At 42.8% G+C, this 20,530-nt stretch carries 15 protein-coding genes; 12 read left to right on the plus strand and 3 right to left on the minus strand.

Translation table 11 applies throughout. From position 1 onward, the window contains the following. The first annotated feature begins 171 nt into the window (after nt 1-171). From A7968_RS11695 to A7968_RS11720, 6 genes are all read left to right on the plus strand, one after another. Nucleotides 172-1,425 carry an OprO/OprP family phosphate-selective porin gene (locus A7968_RS11695; protein WP_064666761.1) on the plus strand — a complete coding sequence of 418 codons (1,254 nt, stop codon included), beginning with the start codon at nt 172-174 and terminating at the stop codon, nt 1,423-1,425. Nucleotides 1,426-1,437: 12 nt separating this feature from the next. Further along, a complete protein-coding gene (locus A7968_RS11700; protein ID WP_064666762.1) occupies nt 1,438-2,421 on the plus strand; it encodes a Bug family tripartite tricarboxylate transporter substrate binding protein in 984 nt (327 codons plus the stop codon). 11 nt (nt 2,422-2,432) lie between these two features. After that, on the plus strand, nt 2,433-2,900 hold the full coding sequence (locus tag A7968_RS11705; protein ID WP_064666763.1) for a tripartite tricarboxylate transporter TctB family protein: 468 nt from the start codon (nt 2,433-2,435) through the stop codon (nt 2,898-2,900). A gap of 3 nt (nt 2,901-2,903) precedes the next feature. Then, on the plus strand, nt 2,904-4,445 hold the full coding sequence (locus tag A7968_RS11710; RefSeq protein WP_064666764.1) for a tripartite tricarboxylate transporter permease: 1,542 nt from the start codon (nt 2,904-2,906) through the stop codon (nt 4,443-4,445). 24 nt (nt 4,446-4,469) lie between these two features. Further along, on the plus strand, nt 4,470-6,092 hold the full coding sequence (locus A7968_RS11715; protein WP_064666765.1) for an ATP-binding protein: 1,623 nt from the start codon (nt 4,470-4,472) through the stop codon (nt 6,090-6,092). A 94-nt stretch (nt 6,093-6,186) separates the two neighbouring features. Beyond that, nucleotides 6,187-6,909 carry a response regulator gene (locus A7968_RS11720; protein WP_064666766.1) on the plus strand — a complete coding sequence of 241 codons (723 nt, stop codon included), beginning with the start codon at nt 6,187-6,189 and terminating at the stop codon, nt 6,907-6,909. On the opposite strand, the gene A7968_RS11725 is transcribed toward A7968_RS11720, so the two are convergent. The 3 genes from A7968_RS11725 to A7968_RS11735 all read right to left on the minus strand — a co-directional run bounded on the left by A7968_RS11725 (nt 6,906) and on the right by A7968_RS11735 (nt 12,558). Further along, complete coding sequence (locus A7968_RS11725) at nt 6,906-8,198, minus strand: DUF3472 domain-containing protein (RefSeq protein WP_064666767.1); 1,293 nt, start codon at nt 8,196-8,198, stop codon at nt 6,906-6,908. The two genes, A7968_RS11720 and A7968_RS11725, sit on opposite strands and share 4 nt — an antisense overlap. A 53-nt stretch (nt 8,199-8,251) precedes the next feature. After that, entirely contained in the window at nt 8,252-11,089 is a 2,838-nt protein-coding gene (locus tag A7968_RS11730; RefSeq protein WP_064666768.1) for a TonB-dependent receptor, read from the minus strand. Nucleotides 11,090-11,184: 95 nt separating this feature from the next. Further along, nucleotides 11,185-12,558 carry a Gfo/Idh/MocA family protein gene (locus A7968_RS11735; RefSeq protein ID WP_064666769.1) on the minus strand — a complete coding sequence of 458 codons (1,374 nt, stop codon included), beginning with the start codon at nt 12,556-12,558 and terminating at the stop codon, nt 11,185-11,187. A gap of 264 nt (nt 12,559-12,822) precedes the next feature. Between A7968_RS11735 and agaR the strand changes: the two genes are divergently transcribed. The 6 genes from agaR to fusA all read left to right on the plus strand — a co-directional run bounded on the left by agaR (nt 12,823) and on the right by fusA (nt 20,398). Continuing rightward, nucleotides 12,823-13,593 carry a transcriptional repressor AgaR gene (gene agaR, locus A7968_RS11740; protein ID WP_064666770.1) on the plus strand — a complete coding sequence of 257 codons (771 nt, stop codon included), beginning with the start codon at nt 12,823-12,825 and terminating at the stop codon, nt 13,591-13,593. A gap of 46 nt (nt 13,594-13,639) precedes the next feature. Continuing rightward, the gene (locus A7968_RS11745; RefSeq protein ID WP_064666771.1) at nt 13,640-14,923 is read left to right on the plus strand and encodes a D-tagatose-bisphosphate aldolase, class II, non-catalytic subunit; all 1,284 of its coding nucleotides are present in this window, start codon (nt 13,640-13,642) and stop codon (nt 14,921-14,923) included. A 17-nt stretch (nt 14,924-14,940) separates the two neighbouring features. Further along, on the plus strand, nt 14,941-16,077 hold the full coding sequence (locus A7968_RS11750) for an SIS domain-containing protein (protein WP_064666772.1): 1,137 nt from the start codon (nt 14,941-14,943) through the stop codon (nt 16,075-16,077). Then, nucleotides 16,070-16,999: an ROK family protein gene (locus A7968_RS11755; RefSeq protein ID WP_064666773.1), complete on the plus strand. Its 930-nt coding sequence runs from the start codon at nt 16,070-16,072 to the stop codon at nt 16,997-16,999. The genes A7968_RS11750 and A7968_RS11755 overlap by 8 nt, the downstream gene beginning before the upstream one ends. Then, nucleotides 16,996-18,168: an N-acetylglucosamine-6-phosphate deacetylase gene (gene nagA, locus A7968_RS11760; RefSeq protein WP_064666774.1), complete on the plus strand. Its 1,173-nt coding sequence runs from the start codon at nt 16,996-16,998 to the stop codon at nt 18,166-18,168. The genes A7968_RS11755 and nagA overlap by 4 nt, the downstream gene beginning before the upstream one ends. Nucleotides 18,169-18,313: 145 nt before the next feature. Further along, nucleotides 18,314-20,398: an elongation factor G gene (gene fusA / locus A7968_RS11765; RefSeq protein WP_064666775.1), complete on the plus strand. Its 2,085-nt coding sequence runs from the start codon at nt 18,314-18,316 to the stop codon at nt 20,396-20,398. Nucleotides 20,399-20,530 lie beyond the last annotated feature (132 nt).

Raw genomic sequence — 20,530 nt, forward strand, 5'->3', positions numbered from 1 at the left:
TGTTCATTTTGTTCGTGATTTTTATGGGTAAAAAGAGCGAAACAAACATCAATGAAACTTAACTTCTAAACATTTCGTTAATCAAGCGTTAACACTATGCTCGATGATAGATAGCAGATTGCAGTAGCTCATCTAACGACAACAAAATCATACACAGGTGTGGAGAAAATAATGAAAGCAAGTAACACACAATTGGCTTTGGCCATTGCAGCAGCTCTAGCAAGTACCTCAGCATTAGCTGCCACCGATACTGAAAAATTACAACAGCAACTGGATGAGCTACAAAAAGAAGTCGACTCAATGAAAGGCAATAAAGCCTTTAACCTTGAATTTGGCGGCCGTTTACAAGTGGACTATAACCACTTTGATGGTGCTTACAACGCGGGTCCTAACCGCTCAGGCGAAGATGCCAGTGACTTTTTTGTGCGTCGTGCGCGTTTATACGTTGAAAGTGAGCATGGTGATTGGGATAACAAATTATTATTAGATTTTGCCGATAACAGTGGTGAAATTGTTATGGCGCGCCTACGTTATAGCGGCTTTGGTAACGGTTTAAAAGTGCAAGTCGGTAAGTTGCGCGAAGATATCTCATTAAATGCGTTAACCAGCTCTAAGCACATTACCACCATTGAACGTAGTTCATTGGCTGATAACGTATCGCCTTATTTCCAATGGGGTACGTCGGTATACCAATACTTTAAAGATACCGGTTTGCGTTATGCGGTTGGTGTTTATAAAAATGAAGCGTTTGGCGCTAACGGTAACAACAATGACGATGGTTCGCTGGCATTATCATTGACTGGTCGCTTAACGTGGCAAAAAGATCTTGATAACGGTGTATTGCACTTAGGTAGCTGGTACTCAAAGCGTGATATGGGCGGACGAGTATTAACTGGCGCTCTTGCGCGTGGTGAAGTGCGTAGCACTAATACACGCTTACTTAATTACGCAGCCGGTGGTGAGCTAGTTCGTTTAAACAGTTTTGAGCAAATGGGTCTTGAAGCTGCATACCAAAATAAAGGTTTTAGTGTTGAAGCTGAATATGCAACACGTGAACTAGATACTCTCGACAGCGCTTCGGTACTCGATGGCGAACGTTTTGATGCCTACTCATTAACGGCAAGTTATTTCCTAGATGGTTCGCAAAGAAGTTACTCAAAAGGCAGTGCGGTATTCTCTCAACCTAAAGGTATTAAAAATGCGTGGGAATTAGTGGCGCGTTTAAGTGCTGCTGATGCAACCAGTGATTTTCAAGGTACTGAAGTAACTACCTATACCGCTGGTGCAAACTACTACTACTCGGCAAACGTGAAGTTTATGGCCAATGTAATTTACTCTGAAGTTGATGGCCCTGGTGCTAATGACTTGGTGGGTGATGAAGATGATGGCCTTGGCTTAGCTGCGCGTATTCAGTACTTATTTTAGGATTAAATCGTTATGAATTTACTTAAAAAATCATTTAAATCTTTTAAAACTACAGTACTGGCGGCATCGCTTGTACTAAGTAGCCCGTTCGCAATGGCTGATATTCACTTTTTAGTACCGGGTGGCCCCGGTGGCGGTTGGGATACTACCGCGCGTGGTGTTGGCGAGGGCTTAGTGAAATCAGGTATTGAGGACAATGCGTCATTTCAAAACATGTCGGGCGGCGGTGGCGGTCGTGCGATTGCTTATTTAATTGAGTCGGGTACCAAGAAAGGTGACATTTTAATGGTTAACTCAACACCTATCGTGTTGCGTGCATTAACCGGTAAAATCCCTTACAGCTACCGTGATTTAACCCCTGTTGCCAGCATGATCGCTGATTATGGTGCATTTGTGGTGCGTAATGATTCACCGTTTAAAAGCTGGCAAGATGTGATTGCTGCAATGAAAGAAGATCCTAGCTCTGTAAAAGTGGCTGGTGGCTCAGCACGTGGCAGCATGGATCACTTAGTGGCAGCGCAAGCTGTTAAAGCGGCGGGTATTGATGGCCGTCGTCTTCGCTATATTCCTTATGATGCCGGCGGTAAAGCAAAAGCGGGCTTGTTATCTGGTGAAGTTAACTTACTTTCAACCGGTTTAAGCGAAGCGCTTGAAGTTGCCAACGGTGGTCAGGCACGCATTTTAGCGGTGACCTCAGGGGATGCATTACCAGATTACCCAGAAATTCCAACGCTAAAATCATTAGGTTATGACATGGAGTTTGTTAACTGGCGTGGCTTTTTTGCTGCACCTAATTTACCAGCCGACAAACTTGCAGAATACACCGAGAAACTACGTAAACTACAAACGACTCCAGAGTGGGAAGTGGTACGTGCACGTAATGGTTGGTTAAATTTATTTCAAGAAAAAGATCAATTTATAAAGTCACTTGAGCAGCAAGAAGCCCAGCTCAAAGTTGTTATGGAAGAACTCGGCTTTATTCGTACGTTACGTTAATCGAGGCTCTGATGTTGAATCGCGAATTACTAGGGCCAAGTTTATTCTTGGCGCTATTTACCCTATACGCCATTGTTGCATGGCAAATTCCATTACTCCCATTTGAAGAGTATGAAACAGTCACCTCTGCTACTTTACCTAAGGTCTATGCAGCATTTGGCATTATTGTTTGCTTACTTTCAATCGGGGCGACGTTACTTAAACCAACCGAAAAAACAGATAGTGATGATGTACTTGAAAAATCAAATGTACTAAGAACATTTGGCTTGCTGATATTGATGGTGGTTTATAGCGCAGCGCTTGAGCCAATTGGCTTTTTAATATCAACCAGTGTGTTTTTATTAGTTGGCTTTTTTGTTATGGGAGAGCGTCGCAAGAAGATTTTATTGCTGGCATCTATTCCTGTTGCTGTGGTGTTTTGGTTTTTAATGACCCAAGTACTCGGTATTTATTTGGTTCCTGGCAACCTGTGGAGTTAAGTTATGTTTGATGGAATTATGCTGGGTTTGTCGACCGTACTCGACTGGAACAATTTGCTCTATGTGATTGTAGGTTGTTTTGTCGGTACCTTTATCGGCATGCTACCGGGCCTTGGCCCTATTACTGCAATCGCGTTAATGATCCCAATTACTTATAGCATCGGTGCTGATTCCGGCATGATCTTAATGGCCGGGGTTTATTATGGGGCCATTTTTGGCGGTTCAACATCATCTATATTGATCAATGCCCCTGGGGTTGCCGGCACGGTAGCCTCTTCCTTTGATGGCTACCCGTTGGCAAAACAAGGTCATGCCGGTAAAGCATTGGCGATTGCTGCTTACTCCTCCTTTATAGGCGGAACGGTCGGCGCTATTTTGTTGATGGTTGCAGCGCCTTTATTGGCAAAAGTGTCATTGAGCTTTCAATCTCCTGACTATGTAGTGCTGATGTTTTTAGGTCTAACCGCAATTGCTGCTTTTTCGAATAAAGGGCAATTTTTAAAAGCGATGATGATGACAGTGTTCGGCTTAATGCTCGCCACTGTTGGTATTGATCCATCATCAGGCACAGAGCGTTTTACCTTTGGCCAAGCAGATTTACTTGATGGTATTAGTTTCTTATTAGTGGCAATGGCAACCTTTGCATTAGCAGAGGCGCTAATCAATGTAGTACGTCCAGAGAAGAAAGAAATCAAAAGCATCAATGATTCAGATACCCCGCAAATTGGCTCAACAAAATTGACCAAAGCAGAAATAAAAGAGATGGCACCAACAGTAGGCCGTTCATCGATTCTTGGTTTTATCATTGGCGTATTACCTGGTGCCGGTGCAACGATTGCCAGCTTCATGGCGTATGCAACTGAGCGCAATTTAGCGCCTAAAGCGTTAAAAGATAAATTTGGTAAAGGATCATTACGTGGTTTAGCAGCGCCAGAGTCAGCTAATAATGCGGCGTGTACTGGCTCGTTTGTACCATTATTAACCTTAGGTATCCCCGGTTCTGGCACTACCGCCATTATGTTAGGCGCGTTAATTGCCTATGGCATTCAGCCAGGTCCAATGTTAATGCAAGAAAATCCCAGTGTATTTTGGTCTGTTATTGTAAGTATGTATTTTGGTAACATCGTATTACTTATTTTAAATCTACCTTTGATACCGTATTTTGCAAAAGTATTAGCGATGCCAAAATCAGTGTTAACCATTATGATTTTGTTCTTCAGCTTAATTGGCGTGTATTTAGTCTCCTTTAATACTTTTGATTTATTTATGATGGTTGGATTTGCTCTCGTTGCATTGGTATTGCGATTGTTGGCTTTCCCAATGGCACCGTTACTACTAGGCTTTATTTTAGGTGACATGATTGAACGTAATTTCCGTCGCTCAATGATGATCTCTGATGGTTCATTAAGTTTCTTATGGGAACGCCCACTAACACTGAGTATTTTTGTTATCTCATTATTAGTGTTGTTATTTCCATTAAAAGACTTTATAACTCAGCGCCGTGCTGATAAAGCTGCAGTTAAAGCGAAGCAAGAGCATGCGTAATTGAGCTTAAAGCTGAGGTAACTAATGATTGACACCAAGAAGCAAAATCCGTTGCAACACATAGTTAAAAAGCCCAAGCGTTTAGAAACGCGGTTAATAATTTGGGTAACGGGGCTATGTGTATTACAAGCAGTGTTATTTGGCGGCTTGGTGTATCAAATTACCGCGCAAAGTTTGCATAACCACATAGGTGATAAAGCACTGGCTGTGGCAACCAGTATTGCATCAAGCGATGAGGTTGTTAAAGCATTAAAAAATCCCAGTGACTTGGTAGCAATTAACCAAGAAATAGAAAATCTGCGCCAGCTTACTGACGCAGATTTTATTGTTATTGGCGATAAAAATGCCCATCGAATTGCCCACCCAGATCGTAATAAATTGGGCAAAAGAATGGTTGGTGGTGATAGCCAAGCAGCGCTGCGAGGTGAGCGTTACATCTCTGTAGCACAGGGTAGTTTAGGCGAATCTATTCGCGGTAAAGTGCCGGTTTATGATGAACAACAAAATATAATAGGTTTAGTCTCGGTGGGCTTTTTAGTGCAATCGATTGAGCCCTTGATCAGAGCGCGTATTGTAGAAATTATGATCTGGGGTCTGCTGTTAGTTGCTTTGAGTATTGTAGCCGCTATTTTTATTGGTCAGCGAGTAAGAAATGCTATTTTTGGCTTGCAGCCCGATGAAATTGCACGGTTGTTTTCAGAGCAGGACGCTATTTTAAATACTATGCGCAGTGGCGTAATCGCCCTTGACCCAGATGGCCGAGTACGCAAGCTAACTCAGCGTGCTTGTGAAATTTTAGATAAACCAGCCGCTTGTATTAATCAGTCACTCACGCTGAAAGATTTACTACCAGAGCATGCTGAGTTTTTACTGCGCAACCAGCGCCGTAAAATGGTCGGCTTTGAGCTGTTTGCTGCGGATAAACGCTTGGTACTCTCGCGCTTTTCATTGCAAGTACAAGGGCAGGCTGATGGTATTTTACTTACCCTTCGTCCCGCTGATGAACTTGAGTACCTAAGTCAGCAGTTAACCAAAGTGCAAGCCTTTGCAGAGCTTTTAAGAGTGCAAACGCATGACTATTCAAATAAGCTCAACTTAATTGGTGCGCTTATTCAAATGGGTAAAAATGAGCAAGCAATAGAGTTAATTGGCCAAGAAAGCCAAGGCTCGCAAGCACAAATACATCACTTGTTAGAACGTATTCAAGACCCTGTTTTAGCAGGGTTATTAGTAGGGAAATATCACAAAGCGCGTGAGTTAAATGTGGTGCTGGAACTTAACCCAGATAGTTTGCTCGGTGCCATAGAGCGCACCGACATGTTAGAGCGAGTGGTATCAATACTGGGTAACTTAATTGATAACGCGATAGATGCAGCGATCAGAGCCAGTAGAGAGCGCACGCCTTATGTACGAGTAACGGTGGATGAAACTAGCCAGACATTATTGTTTGATGTTGAAGACAGTGGTTTTGGTTTAGGCAGTGATCATGAAGTGATTTTTACGCCCCAATATAGCTCTAAAAGCGGTGCCGAACACGGTATTGGTTTATATTTAGTGAAAACCAATTTGGATTCTTGTGGGGGTAGTTTAGAGATCGGAGAATCAGATTTAAAAGGGGCGCGGCTAAGCGTCTATATTCCGAAATAACCCCCTAAATTTGGGTGAACAGCAGTAGTGAAGCAACAACAATAAAAGTAAATGCAATGACATTACAACGCTAACCTAACATGAGTAATAGAAAATGACATATTCAGTAGTTATTATCGAAGATGAACTCGAAGTTGCACAACTTCTTGCTCAATACCTGCTTTTACCTAATGGCGTTGCGGGAAACCAAACTGCGCGGCAAAGCTTGCGACAAGGTCAGTACCAAGTAGTTGGTATTGCTGCAAATCTCAGCACTGCTACCGGGTTGTTACAGGCGATAGAGCCCGATTTGATCTTGCTTGATATCCACCTACCTGATGGTAACGGTCTGGATTTATTGACTGATTTACGTCGCCGCTCGATTAAAAGTGAAGTGATGCTACTGACTGCTGCCAAAGAAGTCGAAACTCTCGAAAAAGCAATGCAATTGGGCGCTTGCGACTTTTTGGTAAAACCGTTAATGCTTAATCGGCTTGATCAAGCGTTAGCTCGTTTTGAGTCTCGCCAGCAGTGCTTATCGGATGCCAATGAAGTAACACAATCTATGGTGGATACCTTATTTGGCTCAAGTGAACAAACAAAAGCACCGGTTAGACTGCCGAAAGGGGTTGATCAGCTGACTTTAAAAAAAATCATTGATGCCTTTAAAGAGCATAAAAAAACGCCTTTTACTGCCCAGCAAATGGGCGATTTAGTTGGGGTAAGTCGCTCGACGGCGCGACGTTATCTAGAGTATTTACTAGAGGCAGAGCAAGTAAGTGCCGACCAAAGCTATGGCAGCATAGGTCGGCCAGAACGTTGTTATAAAATGAGCTAGTTATTTGGCAAAGCGCTTAAGTTTATCTCCGGCGCTTGACTAACTGGGCGTTCAAACTCGCTATGTAGTTTTGTTGGACCAGTAAAAAAGCCAGTGTTGCGTAAGTAAAACCCGCTACCTTCACTACCACCTTGATAGTCCATTCTCGCCTGCTTAGCTGCAGTTGCATCATAGCTAAATACGGCTGTGTTAAGCGCATGCCACTGCCCTTGAGTGTCTCTGAGCCACTGATTACTGTATAACGCCTTGCGTTCATATTGACCTGCATCAGGGATAAAGTTCTCTAAAAAACTATGCGGCCTTGCTACATAGGTACTGGTGGTTGGGCGTCTAAATGAGGCAATGAACAACCACTTTGCGGCGATAGGATCATAAAAATAAGCACTGTAATCGGTATGATTAGCGACTTGCTCAGCGGGATTTACCTTAAGCAAAAAGCGATAGCGTTGCTCTGCTTGCCATGGGAAGACTAAGTAGCTTTGGCCACCCGAACCTTCATTACCAAACTTGCCCGTGTATACATTGTTACCTTTCGCTAATTGTTGAATCCTCATTTCCACAGGGATAGCAGCAGGATCATCGGTTTGAAACGGACTCCAAACTGAAAATAAAACTCGACGTTCAGTGGCAGAGTTTACTTGCATACCAAAATAACCTTCAGCAAAGCCATTGGCCATAAAATATGAGCCTTGATGATCATAGCCTTTTGGCACGGTGAGTTCTGAGTAAAACCATTGGTAGTCCTTGCTGGTATCAGCAATTGGGTAATTTAAATGTACTGACGGCCCACGTCGGCCCCAATAAATGTCGTCCTTTACGTATAAAGGAGCTGCAGACTCTTTATCGATTTTGAGTACTATCCCTTGGATATCAGCAAAGGTCGTGGCGGTTTTAGTTATTCCGGTGAGCTTTAATTGTTGATAGCCTGCTTTACTAGGTTTAAATGTGCCAAGATCAATATCTTGAAACTGTTGGTTTTTAAGCGTGATTATTTGGCTTTGCTGGTGGTAATCAACTCTAATTTTGCTACTACCAGTTGCGACTTTAGCACGTAGCTTTACATTAAATGAGCTATTGCTAGGTAAGTAAAAATAGTGGCTAATTGGTGTGCTTGCACTGTGCCAGTTTTGAATGCCTGAGTCGGTTATCAGGGTTTTATTTTCTTTAATACTAGTTAGTGTTGCGCTATTGCCGTAGCTGGCAATGAAATACTCAGTATGAGTATTGGCACTAGTTAAAGGGGCAAAAAGTAGCCAGATAAAGAGGTTGGTGATTAGTAATAATTTCATTATTCACTCTAATAAAAAAGCGCCGTTAAACGGCGCAAGCAGGAGGGGGATAGTTAAAATGAAGCTGAAAAACCAAGGCTTAACGAGCGACCATAGCGTGCTAAACGACGGATCTGTTCTTCGTTTTTCACATATGACCATTGTCTTTCATTAGTTAAATTAGTGACGCTTAAGTCTAAACGTATTTTTTCGCTAATATTGTAGCTGGCACTAAAATCATACTGACCATAATCAGCTGCCCATTCAGGACCACCCCAAGCATCAGGATAAACTAAATAATCATCGCGCCAGTTATAGGCTATACGCGTTTGAAATGCTTCTTTTTCATAGTAAATAACGGCGTTATACGAGTGCTCAGACATACCAACAAACGGGAGGTCATTTAGTTCTTCATCGTCATAGCTACTGTCTGTGAAGGTGTAATTTATTTGCACACCTAAACCATCAAATGGCGCAGGTAAAATGTCATCAAATGATTGTTGATAGGCGGTTTCAAAGCCTAAAATTTCTGCGCCACTTTCTGAAGTTGGTGAAATCTTCGTGAATGTAGGACCTTCAATTTCAACACCATCTTTAAAATAGTTACCTACTTGCGTAGTACCAACACGGCCACGAGCAATTACAGACTCAATATCTTTATAGTAAGCAGCGAAGGTCAGTGCACCATAATCAGAGAAATACCATTCAATCGTTGTATCTACTTGATTGGCTCTTAGTGGCTTAATGCCGGGGTTAGATGCATGATATTCAGAGCTATTGAAATCTAGATAACTGTATGGAGAGAGGTAATCTAAATTGGGCCGAGTGATCACTTTGGCGGCACTAAAGCGATAAAGTAAATCATCACGTAAATTCAGCTTAAAATTTAAACTTGGTAAAACGTCGGTGTAACTTTCTTCTGTGGTTGCGCGGGTGTAGTAATCTTCAATTTCACCATCAACACGGTAGCTCAACGCACCATCTTTTTCGGTTACATTGTAGCGAACATTATCAACATCAAACGTATAGCCATCAGAAGAAACATCGGTTTGAATCACTCTTACGCCCATGTTAAGTGCGAAAGGCAGCTTGCCTAAGTCACCTTGTAGATTCGTTTCAATAAAAGCGGCTAAGGTTTGCTCTGTTAGGGCAAAAGAATCATTTGGGCTATTTTTAGCGACGATCTTATCTTGTGCAGCTTGTGGATTAATTGACTCATAAAAAGCATAGAGTTTGTCATAATCAAAACTTGCCCATGGATCTGGGTGTTTACCAGGCTCCCCGTCAAGGAAGTTATCAAAGTTTGCTGGCACTAATACATCCGCAGGCAAGCGAAATAAATTTAAGCCGCCAAGCTCTTCAACACTAGAGTCATCAAAACTAGGGTATTCTGAGTTTTTAAAATACGCCCCGCCATTACTGAACATTGAGGCATTTTTGGATTTAAATACGCTACGCTCTTTGATTTGTTTGCCGTAGTGCAGACCAAATTGCACATCTTTCACCAACTCAAAAGTAGGAATGTAAGTTGCCGCTAGGCGTATTTCTTCGATTTTGTCTTTTACATCGGTGCCGTAGTTGTAGCTATAATGCGCACCAAAAGGTTGCTCGGCACTAAGAGCTGGAGTCATGGTTACATCGGGCAGCATATTACTACCTGTTTGGTCGATTGTAATGCCATCAACAAAACCGCGCGCTACAATAAAGCGATTATTACCATTGCTGACATTTTTAGCTTGTGACTGTGAAATATCTAAGTCAAATGTGAGGGTTTCTGTGGCATACCAAACGGTATTAAAGCCCCATTGCCAAGTATCTGTATTACGTGGCACTGATACATTAAGTAGCTCAGCCATGGCACCATCAACTAGCTCTACATAATTTACATTACCATCGTCATTGAACTTTACTTCGCCTATCGCTGGGATCCCTGGAGTATGCGATTCATCAAAAGTAACAAATGAAATTTGATATTGCTCGCCATTGGTCTCGTACTGTGAATACATGCTGTCAAAGTTTACATCTACACTATCTGAAGGTCGCCATTGCAATGCTAAGCTTGCACCAAGTCGTTCACGAGTATCTTGCCAGTTTGAATAGCGTACGTAGCCTGGAATAACCGACGGATATGATTGCTCGTTATCTTCCAAAGTACCGTTACCATTACTATCAATGGGAATACGTACATCCACATTCTCGTCAGGATCATAAAAACCTTCGCCTTCATATGAATCAGCACGCTGTGTTCGCTCAGAATAAACGGCAGTGAAGAGCGCACCAAAAGTATCATCAAAAAAGGTGTCGCTAATTAAAAACGAAGCTTGTGGGTTTGTGTCGCCAGTACGTTCTTCATAAATGCCTTTGGCACTACCAGATAAGGTAAAGCCATCTAAATCGAGGGGCTTACGGGTTTTGATATTAATGACAGAGCCAATGCCGCCTTCTTGGGTTTTACTTTGAGGAGATTTATAGACTTCAAGGGATTGCACTATTTCTGGGGCAATTAAGTCAAAGTTAAAGTTACGGCTAGAATGCTCAGAGGCCATGCGGCGGCCATTCACTGTGGTCACGTTGTAGTCGCCGCCTAAGCCACGCACAGTGACGTTTTGGCCCTCGCCACCGTTACGGGTAATGGCGATACCTGTCATACGTTGCAGCGCCTCGGCAATATTCTGATCTGGGAACTTACCAATATCTTCCGCTACAATGGCATCCATAACCCCCACAGCTTGCTGTTTTAAATACAGGGATTCTTTAATACTTGAGCGAACACCTCTAACTTCGATTACTTCGACTTGCTCTGTTTCAGCTTCTTGTTCTGTTTTTTTGTCTTCTTCAGCAGCCAGCGAAGTGCCACTGAAGATGGCACTCATGGACAAAAACAGGGTAGACAGTTTTAGTTGTGCTTTCATAATAATTACCTGTATTTTACTTGTTGATGGTTGTTTTTTATTGAGTTATAGCCACGCGTGTTAGGTGTGTTTTTCTCCAACACGCGTGAGGTTAATTACGAAATAATGCCAAGTGGTTTTGCTTGCTGCCAAAGACCGCGGGTGAAGTCAGGAAAGTCTTTGCTGTTACTCCTATCGGCAACAGAATCTACAGATAGTGGGAAAACAGCTGACCATGCGGCTGCGTCATACACATCCTGATCAAGTGGTTCGCCATTACGTAGACAAAACACAATGCGCCAAAACATTAAAAAATCCATGCCGCCATGGCCGCCGTTACGCTCAGCCTCTGCGCCCATTTTTTGCCAAAGTGGGTGGTCATATTTGTTATACCAATCAGCCATATCGTAGTCCCATTCGTGGTAACTTTTGCTGCCACCTTGTTCAAGGGCTATACGGTTAGGGAAACCAGCAAATACGCCATTAGTACCTTGAATTAAGTTATGGCGAGAGTAAGGGCGTGGCGTGGTTGTATCGTGTTGCACCATAATGCTACGGCCTTTCACCGTTTTAATGATGCTGGTATTCATATCACCGGCAATGTAGTTGAGCTTGTTGCGACCATGATCTGCGGGGAATTCTTTTTTAGCGTACGCTGCACGGCCTAATGACGGCGAGCTCATTGATGTTATGTAATCAAACCGATCACCACGATTGATATTCATATACTGTGAAACGGGCCCTAAACCATGAGTCGGGTATAAATTACCATCAACCGCCGCGTGCCAAGGAGTACGCCAAGAGCCGGTTTTATGGTCAATTTCTTTCATTTGCCAGCGTAATTCATGGATATATGCTGCTTCACCGTGCAGTAATTCACCAAAAATACCTTGGCGAACCATATTCAACACCATTAGCTCATCGCGGCCATAGCAGACATTCTCTAACATCATGCAGTTTTTCTGCGTTCGCTCGGAGGTATTAACAAGTTGCCATGCTTCTTCAACGGTCACTGCTGCAGGCACTTCAACAAAAGCATGCTTACCACTTTCCATGGTATCCACGGCCATTGGTGTATGCCATTTCCATGGTGTTGAAATTATTACAATATCAATATCTTGGCGTTCTAGCATACGGCGATAATCATGGTCGTTCTTGCCGTAGGTATCTGGTTTTTTAAAACCTTTATCGACAACAATCTTCACCGCTCTGTCTACAACGGCCTGATGAGTATCACAAATTGCTTTGATTTCAACGCCATCTAAATGACAAAAATGTTTAACAGCGCCAACACCACGCTCACCCACGCCAATAAAGCCGACTCTGACTACGTCCATTTTAGGTACGGTTAAGCCAAGTGTTGAACGCCCTTGGGTTGCGGTTTTTAGCATTGAGTTGGCATTGGTTGTGGAGGTACAACCTAACGCCGCGCTGGTTGCTGCAATTGCGGCCATAGATTGAAGAAAACGTCTGCGGTTTAGATCGCCCATGATAGTGCCCTTATGTGTTGATTATTTGTAAACTTGTTTTCACAGGCTTTTATTTGTACACGCAAGGAAATAGCAATGCAAGATAAAAATCTTTCATTTGCTTTCATTTGTTTTTGTGTTTAATTATTTTTATATTTTAAATTGTTTTATTTCAATTGGTTATTTATCTAATTGGCAATTTGAGGTGAAATGTAAAAAAATTGAATTGAAAGTAAACGAAAGCTGCGTACAATGAATGAAAGTTAATTATGAAAGAGAGCGGGCATGCTTAACACTATCGAAAGACGACATGAAATTGTGCAATTGGTTTTCAAGCAAGAGCGTGTACAGGTTCCTGAGCTTGCTCAGTTGTTTGGTGTTTCAACGGTGACAATCCGGAATGACTTAAATGAGCTGGATGAAAAGGGCTTGTTGGTACGGTCCCGTGGTGGAGCGGTTGCCAGTAATCGGCTAACTCAAGAGCTGTCACTAAAAGAAAAACACGATGCCAATCGCGGTATTAAAGAGCGTTTAGGTAAATTTGCAGCGAGTCTAATTAAGGATGGTGAATCGATCATTTTAGATTCTGGCACTACGACCGAAGAAGTCGCTAAAAACTTAACCAATCATCATGGTGTTGTGGTGATGACCAATGGCTTGAATGTCGCGCACTCGTTACTCAATGCCTCCTCTGTTGAAGTGCTAATGACGGGGGGCACATTACGTAAAAAATCACTGTCTTTTTATGGTCGTCAAGCAGAACAACATTTGCAGCAATATCACTTTGATAAGTTGATTTTAGGCGTTGATGGTTTTGAGAAAGATATTGGCATTACTACGCATTTTGAGCTTGAAGCCTTGTTAAATCGAGTGATGTGCGAAGTGTCACGAGAGATCATTGTTGTCACCGATTCGAGTAAATTTAATCGTAAAGGGGTACATAAAATTATTTCAGCCAGTGAAGTAAATACAGTAGTGACGGACAGCGGCATTCCAGCCGATATTAAAACCGCCCTCGAAAATGCCGGTGTTCAGCTACACATAATTGACCTTTAATTTTCCATAGTAATTATACAAAGACTAATCAATATAGAGGCTTGCAATGACGATATTACAGCAATTAATCGCAGCGAATAAACGCGGCGAAAAACAGGGGATTTATGCCGTTTGTTCGGCGCATCCATTGGTGCTCGAAGCCGCCATATTGCAAGCCAAGCAAGATAATAGTTATTTATTAATCGAAGCAACCGCTAATCAGGTCAATCAGTTTGGTGGTTATACGGGTATGTTGCCTGCGGATTTTATGGCATTTATTGAGCAGCTAGCGACAAAACAAGAATTTGCAATTGATAAGTTGATCCTTGGCGGTGACCATTTAGGACCAGTGTGTTGGTGTGATGAGGACGCAGAACCTGCGATGCAAAAGGCTGAGCAGTTAATTGCCAGTTATGTAGCGGCAGGGTTCAAAAAAATTCACTTAGATACCAGTATGCGCTGCGCCGATGATGAGCTTATTTTAGCCGATGAAACAGTTGCAACGCGTGCGGCGCAGCTGTGTGCGGTGGCTGAAAAAACCGCATTAGCTAGGTTTGGTCACAGTGACTTAGTTTATGTTATTGGTACCGAGGTACCGCCACCAGGCGGGGCCGATGAGCATATTGATACGCTTGCAGTCACAGAAACTAAGCATGTTGCGAGTACATTGGCGCTGCATCACGATGCCTTTTTACAACTTGGATTATCCGCTGCTTGGCAGCGCGTAGTTGGCCTAGTTGTACAGCCGGGCGTTGAATTTGATAATACACAAGTATTTGATTACGACAGCAGTAAAGCGCAGCAGCTAAAGCAATATATAAAGACCGTTGATGGCATTGCTTTTGAAGCACACTCAACAGATTACCAAACCCCAATAGCCTATAAGCAATTAATCAACGACCATTTTGCGATTTTAAAAGTGGGTCCTGAGCTTACCTTTGCTTTGCGCGAAGCGTTATTTGCGTTAAGTCATATTGAAGATGCCCTTATTGATCCTGAGCAATGCTCGCATTTACGTACTGTTATTGATGCGGATATGCAGCAATTCCCAAAAAATTGGCAGCGTTTTTATCAAGTTGATAGTTCATTGCAGAAGCTATATCGACGCTTTAGTTTTAGCGATCGCATTCGTTATTACTGGGGACAGCAAGGAAATCAAAACGCGGTTGAAACCTTATTCAACAATCTGCAAAAACAGCCGATCCCGCTACCGCTATTAAGCCAATACATGCCATTGCAGTATCTGGCTGTACGTAATAATGGTTTAGAAAACAGCCCCAAATCTTTGGTACTTCATCACATCATGCAAGTAACCAGTCGCTACGCAGATGCGTGTTTCAAACAACAATAGACGTAAGTGAGGTAGTAATGTCTAGTTATTTAGCAATTGATGAAACCCTTTTAGAAGCTAAAAATAGTTTATGGACTGCAAAAGAAATTATGCAGCAGCCCGATTGTTGGCGAGCAACACTGGCGATAGTCAAAGCAGCACGAACCCAGCTAGATAGTTGGCTTGCGGGTGTATTAGATAAGCCAAATGCGCAAATCATTTTTACCGGTGCCGGTACTTCTGCGTATGTTGGAGAGGTGGTGGTTGGTTACTTAAATCAACAATTGGATATTACTTGTCGAAGTGTTAGCAGCACAGAGCTTGTTGCCTGCCCAGAGCAGTATTTACAGCCAAACAGGCCAACTTTATTAGTGTCGTTTGCACGCTCGGGTAATAGCCCTGAAAGTGTTGCTGCGGTTGATGTGGTAAATAACTATGTGAAGCACTGCGCTCACCTGTTTATTACTTGTAATCCAGATGGCGCGCTGAATCAGCAAGCGGCACAGCATGAAAATTGCTTTTCGCTGTTAATGCCAGCGCAAACGCTCGATCAAAGCTTTGCAATGACCAGTAGTTTTACTTCGATGCTGATCGCAAGTATTGCAGTGTTTAGTGATGCGGATGACGCTATTTTAAGCATTGCAGAGACGGTGGAAAAAAATATCCCTGCTAAATTGGCTGAACTAAAAGCATTGGCTGAACTACCTATGCATCGTTTGGTGTATTTAGGTGCAGGATCGTTAAAGGGTTATGCACAAGAATCAGCGTTAAAATTATTGGAATTAAGTGCGGGCCAAGTTATGGGATATTTTGAATCGCCACTGGGTTTTCGTCACGGCCCCAAATCATTGGTTGATGATAAAACCTTAATTGTTTTATTTGGCTCAACTAATACCTATACCAAGCAGTACGATAGTGATTTGTTGAATGAGTTACGTAGCGATAATAAGGCTATTGATGTGCATGCCTTAGCGCTTCCAAATGACGCAGTGATGCAGCAATTAGACGATGTATTTAATGGCTTATATTATATGGTCTGCGCGCAAATAATGTCGTTCTATAAAGCATGGCAATTAGGCATTACAGTAGATAACCCATGCCCAACCGGTGAAGTAAACCGAGTAGTGCAAGGGGTGACAATTTACCCGCTTAAACAAGGTGATATTAATGACTAAGCAGTATATTTATGGCATTGATATTGGTGGCAGCAAAATTGAACTTGCGGTGTTTGACGCCACCTTAAAGCAGCTTGAATCATCACGTATTGCGACTCCACAAACTAGTTATCAAGACTTTCTAAATGCGTTAGTAGGTATGATTTTAAGTGCAGATCATAAATATCAATGCCAAGGTGCGGTCGGCATTGGTATGCCAGGAATTATTAACGCAAACCAGCAAGTGTTATCGGCGAATGTACCCCATGCAACCGGACATAATGCCGCGCAAGATTTAGCTCAGTTAATAAATCGCCCTGTAGCTATTGAAAATGATTGCCGATGCTTTGCATTATCAGAGTCGCAAAGCCACATAGGCATACAACATACACGAGTGTTTGGTGCAATTATAGGCACTGGCGCTGGTGGTGGATTATGTATTGACGGTAAGCTCTATAAAAGTGCTCAAGGTATTGCAGGTGAGTATGGCCACTATGCACTGTCGGCTGTGTTACAGCAAAAATACCAATTGCCAATTTTAAAGTGCGGCTGTGGCTTAACGGGCTGTGTTGAAAGCTATATCGCAGGCCCTGGTTTAGCAAAAATTTATCAGCATTTTTCTGGCGACGTTTTAACTACGTTCGAAATCGTTGAAGGGCTCAGAAAAGGTGATGTGTTATGCCAGCAAAGTTTTGCCTGTTATGTCGATTTGCTCGGCAGTACGTTTGCAGCAATTATTATGGCCTACGATCCAGAGGTGATCGTGGTTGGTGGTGGTATGTCGTTGGTAAGCGAGCTAATGGATAAGCTTGAGCAAGCAATCACACCCTATGTTTTTACAGGTATTCGGGTGCCAAAAATTGTACTTGCTGAGTTTGGTGATGCCAGTGGTGCCCGTGGTGCTGCTATTTTAGCAAAAGAACAGGTTGGGGCATTGTCGTGAGTGAATCAGCATATTATGTCAAAGCTGCAGCTATTTATTGCCAAGATCGTGTGCTCAAGGAGCACGTAATGCTGGTAGAAAAGGGCCGCATCAGTGCCTTTACGCAAACCCCGCAAGCAGATCTACCTATTTATGATTATGGCGATGCTGCAATTATTCCCGGCTTAATTGATTTACATATTCATGGTCGTGAAGGCTGTGATGTGATTGATTGTAAAGTGAGTAGTATCGAAACTATCTCTTGCTCACTTGCAGAGCATGGCGTAACGGGTTTTTTAGCAACGACAGTCACCACCGATTGGCAACAAACACTTAATGCTATGAGTGTAATTGGCCAGGCATATGTACAACAACCCAGCGGTGCGCAAGTGCTTGGTGGTTATAGCGAAGGGTTGTTTTTCAGTGAAGTTCATAAAGGTGCGCACAATCAAGATTACTTTTTAGAGCTATCGCAGTCGCATTTAGAAGCGATGATTAATGCAGCCAATGGCAGCTTAAAAGTGGTTGCGTTGGCGCCAGAAAAGCCCGGAGCCAATGCGTTAATCAAGTTTCTTACCGAGCAAGGTATTAGAGTGATGTTGGGGCATTGTGATGCCAATTATGAACAAACTCAAAGCGCGCTTGAGCATGGTGCATGCGGTGGAGTGCATGTTTTTAATGGCATGCGTGGTATTCATCATCGTGACCCGGGCTGCGCTGGTGCGGTATTGATGAATGATGACGCACTGGTTGAAGTGATTGCCGATGGTGTGCATCTTCACCCTGCGATTTTACAGTTAATTTATAAGCTAAAAGGCCCGCAAAAAATTGCTTTGATCAGTGATTGTATTAATGCTGGTGGCCTAAATGATGGCCAATACAAGCTGGGAAAAATGGATGTGTATGTTGAACATGGGGTCGCGAGAACTGCCTCAGGCTCGTTAGCTGGCAGCACCTTAACCCTTGAGTTGGCCGTAAAAAACATGCATCAACTAGGCAGTGTTTCGTTACTCGATGCTATAAATATGGCCAGTATTGTGCCCGCGCAATTTTTAAATATTGCCGATCAAGTGGGCTCTTTAGCAGCTACGAAACAAGCAAACTTTGCTATTTTAGATAGTAATTTTACTATTCAAGCGACCTATGTAAAAGGCCAAAGGTGCTTTTTAAGAAGCGCGAATGAGGGCTAAAGTGTTAAGTCATCAGCGTTAAAGAGCATGGAAAGTAAAATATTATAAAATTGATTGCATTTTAAGCGACTTCTATGGTGATGTTCGCATTAAGTAATGCTATACTCCCGCCGAATAATTTTTCGACTTTATTAAGAGTAAAATAATGGCAGATTTATCGAAGTACAGAAACATTGGTATTTTCGCGCACGTTGATGCGGGTAAGACCACGACTACTGAGCGTATCCTAAAGCTTACTGGTCAAATCCATAAAACTGGTGAGGTTCATGATGGTGAATCAACAACTGACTTCATGGAACAAGAAGCTGAGCGCGGTATTACTATCCAGTCTGCGGCTGTAAGCTGTTTCTGGAAAGATCACCGTTTTAACGTTATCGATACTCCTGGACACGTTGACTTCACTGTTGAAGTTTACCGTTCACTTAAAGTACTTGATGGCGGCATCGGTGTATTCTGTGGTTCTGGTGGTGTTGAGCCACAATCAGAAACTAACTGGCGTTATGCTAACGAATCAGAAGTTGCACGTGTTATTTTCGTAAATAAATTAGACCGTATGGGTGCTGATTTTTACCGTGTAACTGAGCAAGTACGTAAAGTACTTGGCGCAAACCCACTAATCATGACTCTTCCAATCGGTATTGAAGATGAATTCTGTGGTGTTGTTGATGTTTTAACCAAAAAAGCATACATCTGGGATGAAACTGGTCTTCCTGAAAACTATGAAATCACAGACGTTCCTGCAGACATGGTAGACAAAGTAGACGAATACTATGAAATGCTTGTTGAAACTGCTGTAGAGCAAGACGACGACCTAATGGAAGCGTACATGGAAGGTGAAGCACCTTCTTTAGAAGATATCAAGCGTTGTATCCGTAAAGGTACTCGTGACCTTGCTTTCTTCCCTACATACTGTGGTTCTGCGTTCAAGAACAAAGGTATGCAGTTAGTGCTTGACGCTGTTGTTGATTACTTGCCGGCTCCTACAGAAGTTGATCCTCAACCTCTTATGGATGAAGAAGGTAACGAAAACGGTGAATACGCAATCGTATCTGCTGACGAACCTTTCAAAGCGCTAGCATTCAAAATCATGGATGACCGTTTTGGTGCATTAACATTCGTACGTATCTACTCAGGTAAACTTAACAAGGGTGACACTATCCTTAACGCGTTTACTGGTAAAACTGAGCGTGTTGGCCGTATGGTTGAGATGCAAGCAGACGACCGTAACGAATTAACTAGCGCACAAGCTGGTGACATCATTGCAATCGTAGGTATGAAAAACGTGCAAACTGGTCACACACTTTGTGATCCTAAGCACCCAGTAACACTTGAGCCAATGGTATTCCCAACTCCAGTAATCTCGATTGCTGTACAGCCTAAAGATAAAGGCGGTAATGAGAAAATGGGTGTTGCTATCGGTAAAATGGTTGCAGAAGATCCATCTTTCCAAGTTGAGACTGATGAAGATTCAGGCGAGACTATCCTTAAAGGTATGGGTGAGCTGCACTTAGATATCAAAGTAGATATTCTTAAGCGTACTTACGGCGTAGACCTTATCGTTGGTCAACCGCAGGTTGCTTACCGTGAAACTATCACTCGTGAAATCGAAGATAGCTACACGCACAAGAAACAATCTGGTGGTTCTGGTCAGTTCGGTAAAATCGACTACCGTATCAAGCCAGGCGAAGTTGCTTCAGGCTTCACGTTTAAATCAACAGTTGTTGGTGGTAACGTACCTAAAGAATTCTGGCCTGCAGTTGAGAAAGGCTTTAAGTCAATGATGAGCGAAGGTGTGCTAGCTGGCTTCCCTGTGCTTGACGTTGAAGTTGAACTTTTCGACGGTGGCTTCCACGCCGTGGATTCATCAGCAATCGCATTCGAAATCGCTGCTAAAGGCGCTTTCCGCCAATCGATCCCTAAAGCGGGCGCACAACTTCTTGAGCCAATCATGAAAGTTGACGTGTTCACTCCAGAAGATCACGTTGGTGACGTAATCGGTGACCTTAACCGTCGTCGTGGTATGATGAAAGACCAAGAAGCTGGTTTAACAGGCGTTCGTATTAAAGCAGACGTGCCGTTATCAGAAATGTTCGGTTACATCGGTTCATTACGTACAATGACATCAGGTCGTGGTCAGTTCTCTATGGAGTTCTCACACTACGCACCATGTCCACAAAACGTAGCTGAAACTGTAATCGCTGCAGAAAAAGAGAAAAAAGCAGCTAAGTAATTAGCTCTTTACCTCTTAAAAAACCCGCACTTGTTGCGGGTTTTTTGTTGCTATAATTTGAACAAGCAGCACAAAAATTGATTCGTTTAATTACTTAGTTATGACGACTTTGCTCTATGTGATTTTCCGCTG

Origin of the sequence: Pseudoalteromonas prydzensis, from assembly GCF_001661495.1 — a bacterium.
GTDB lineage: Bacteria > Pseudomonadota > Gammaproteobacteria > Enterobacterales > Alteromonadaceae > Pseudoalteromonas > Pseudoalteromonas prydzensis.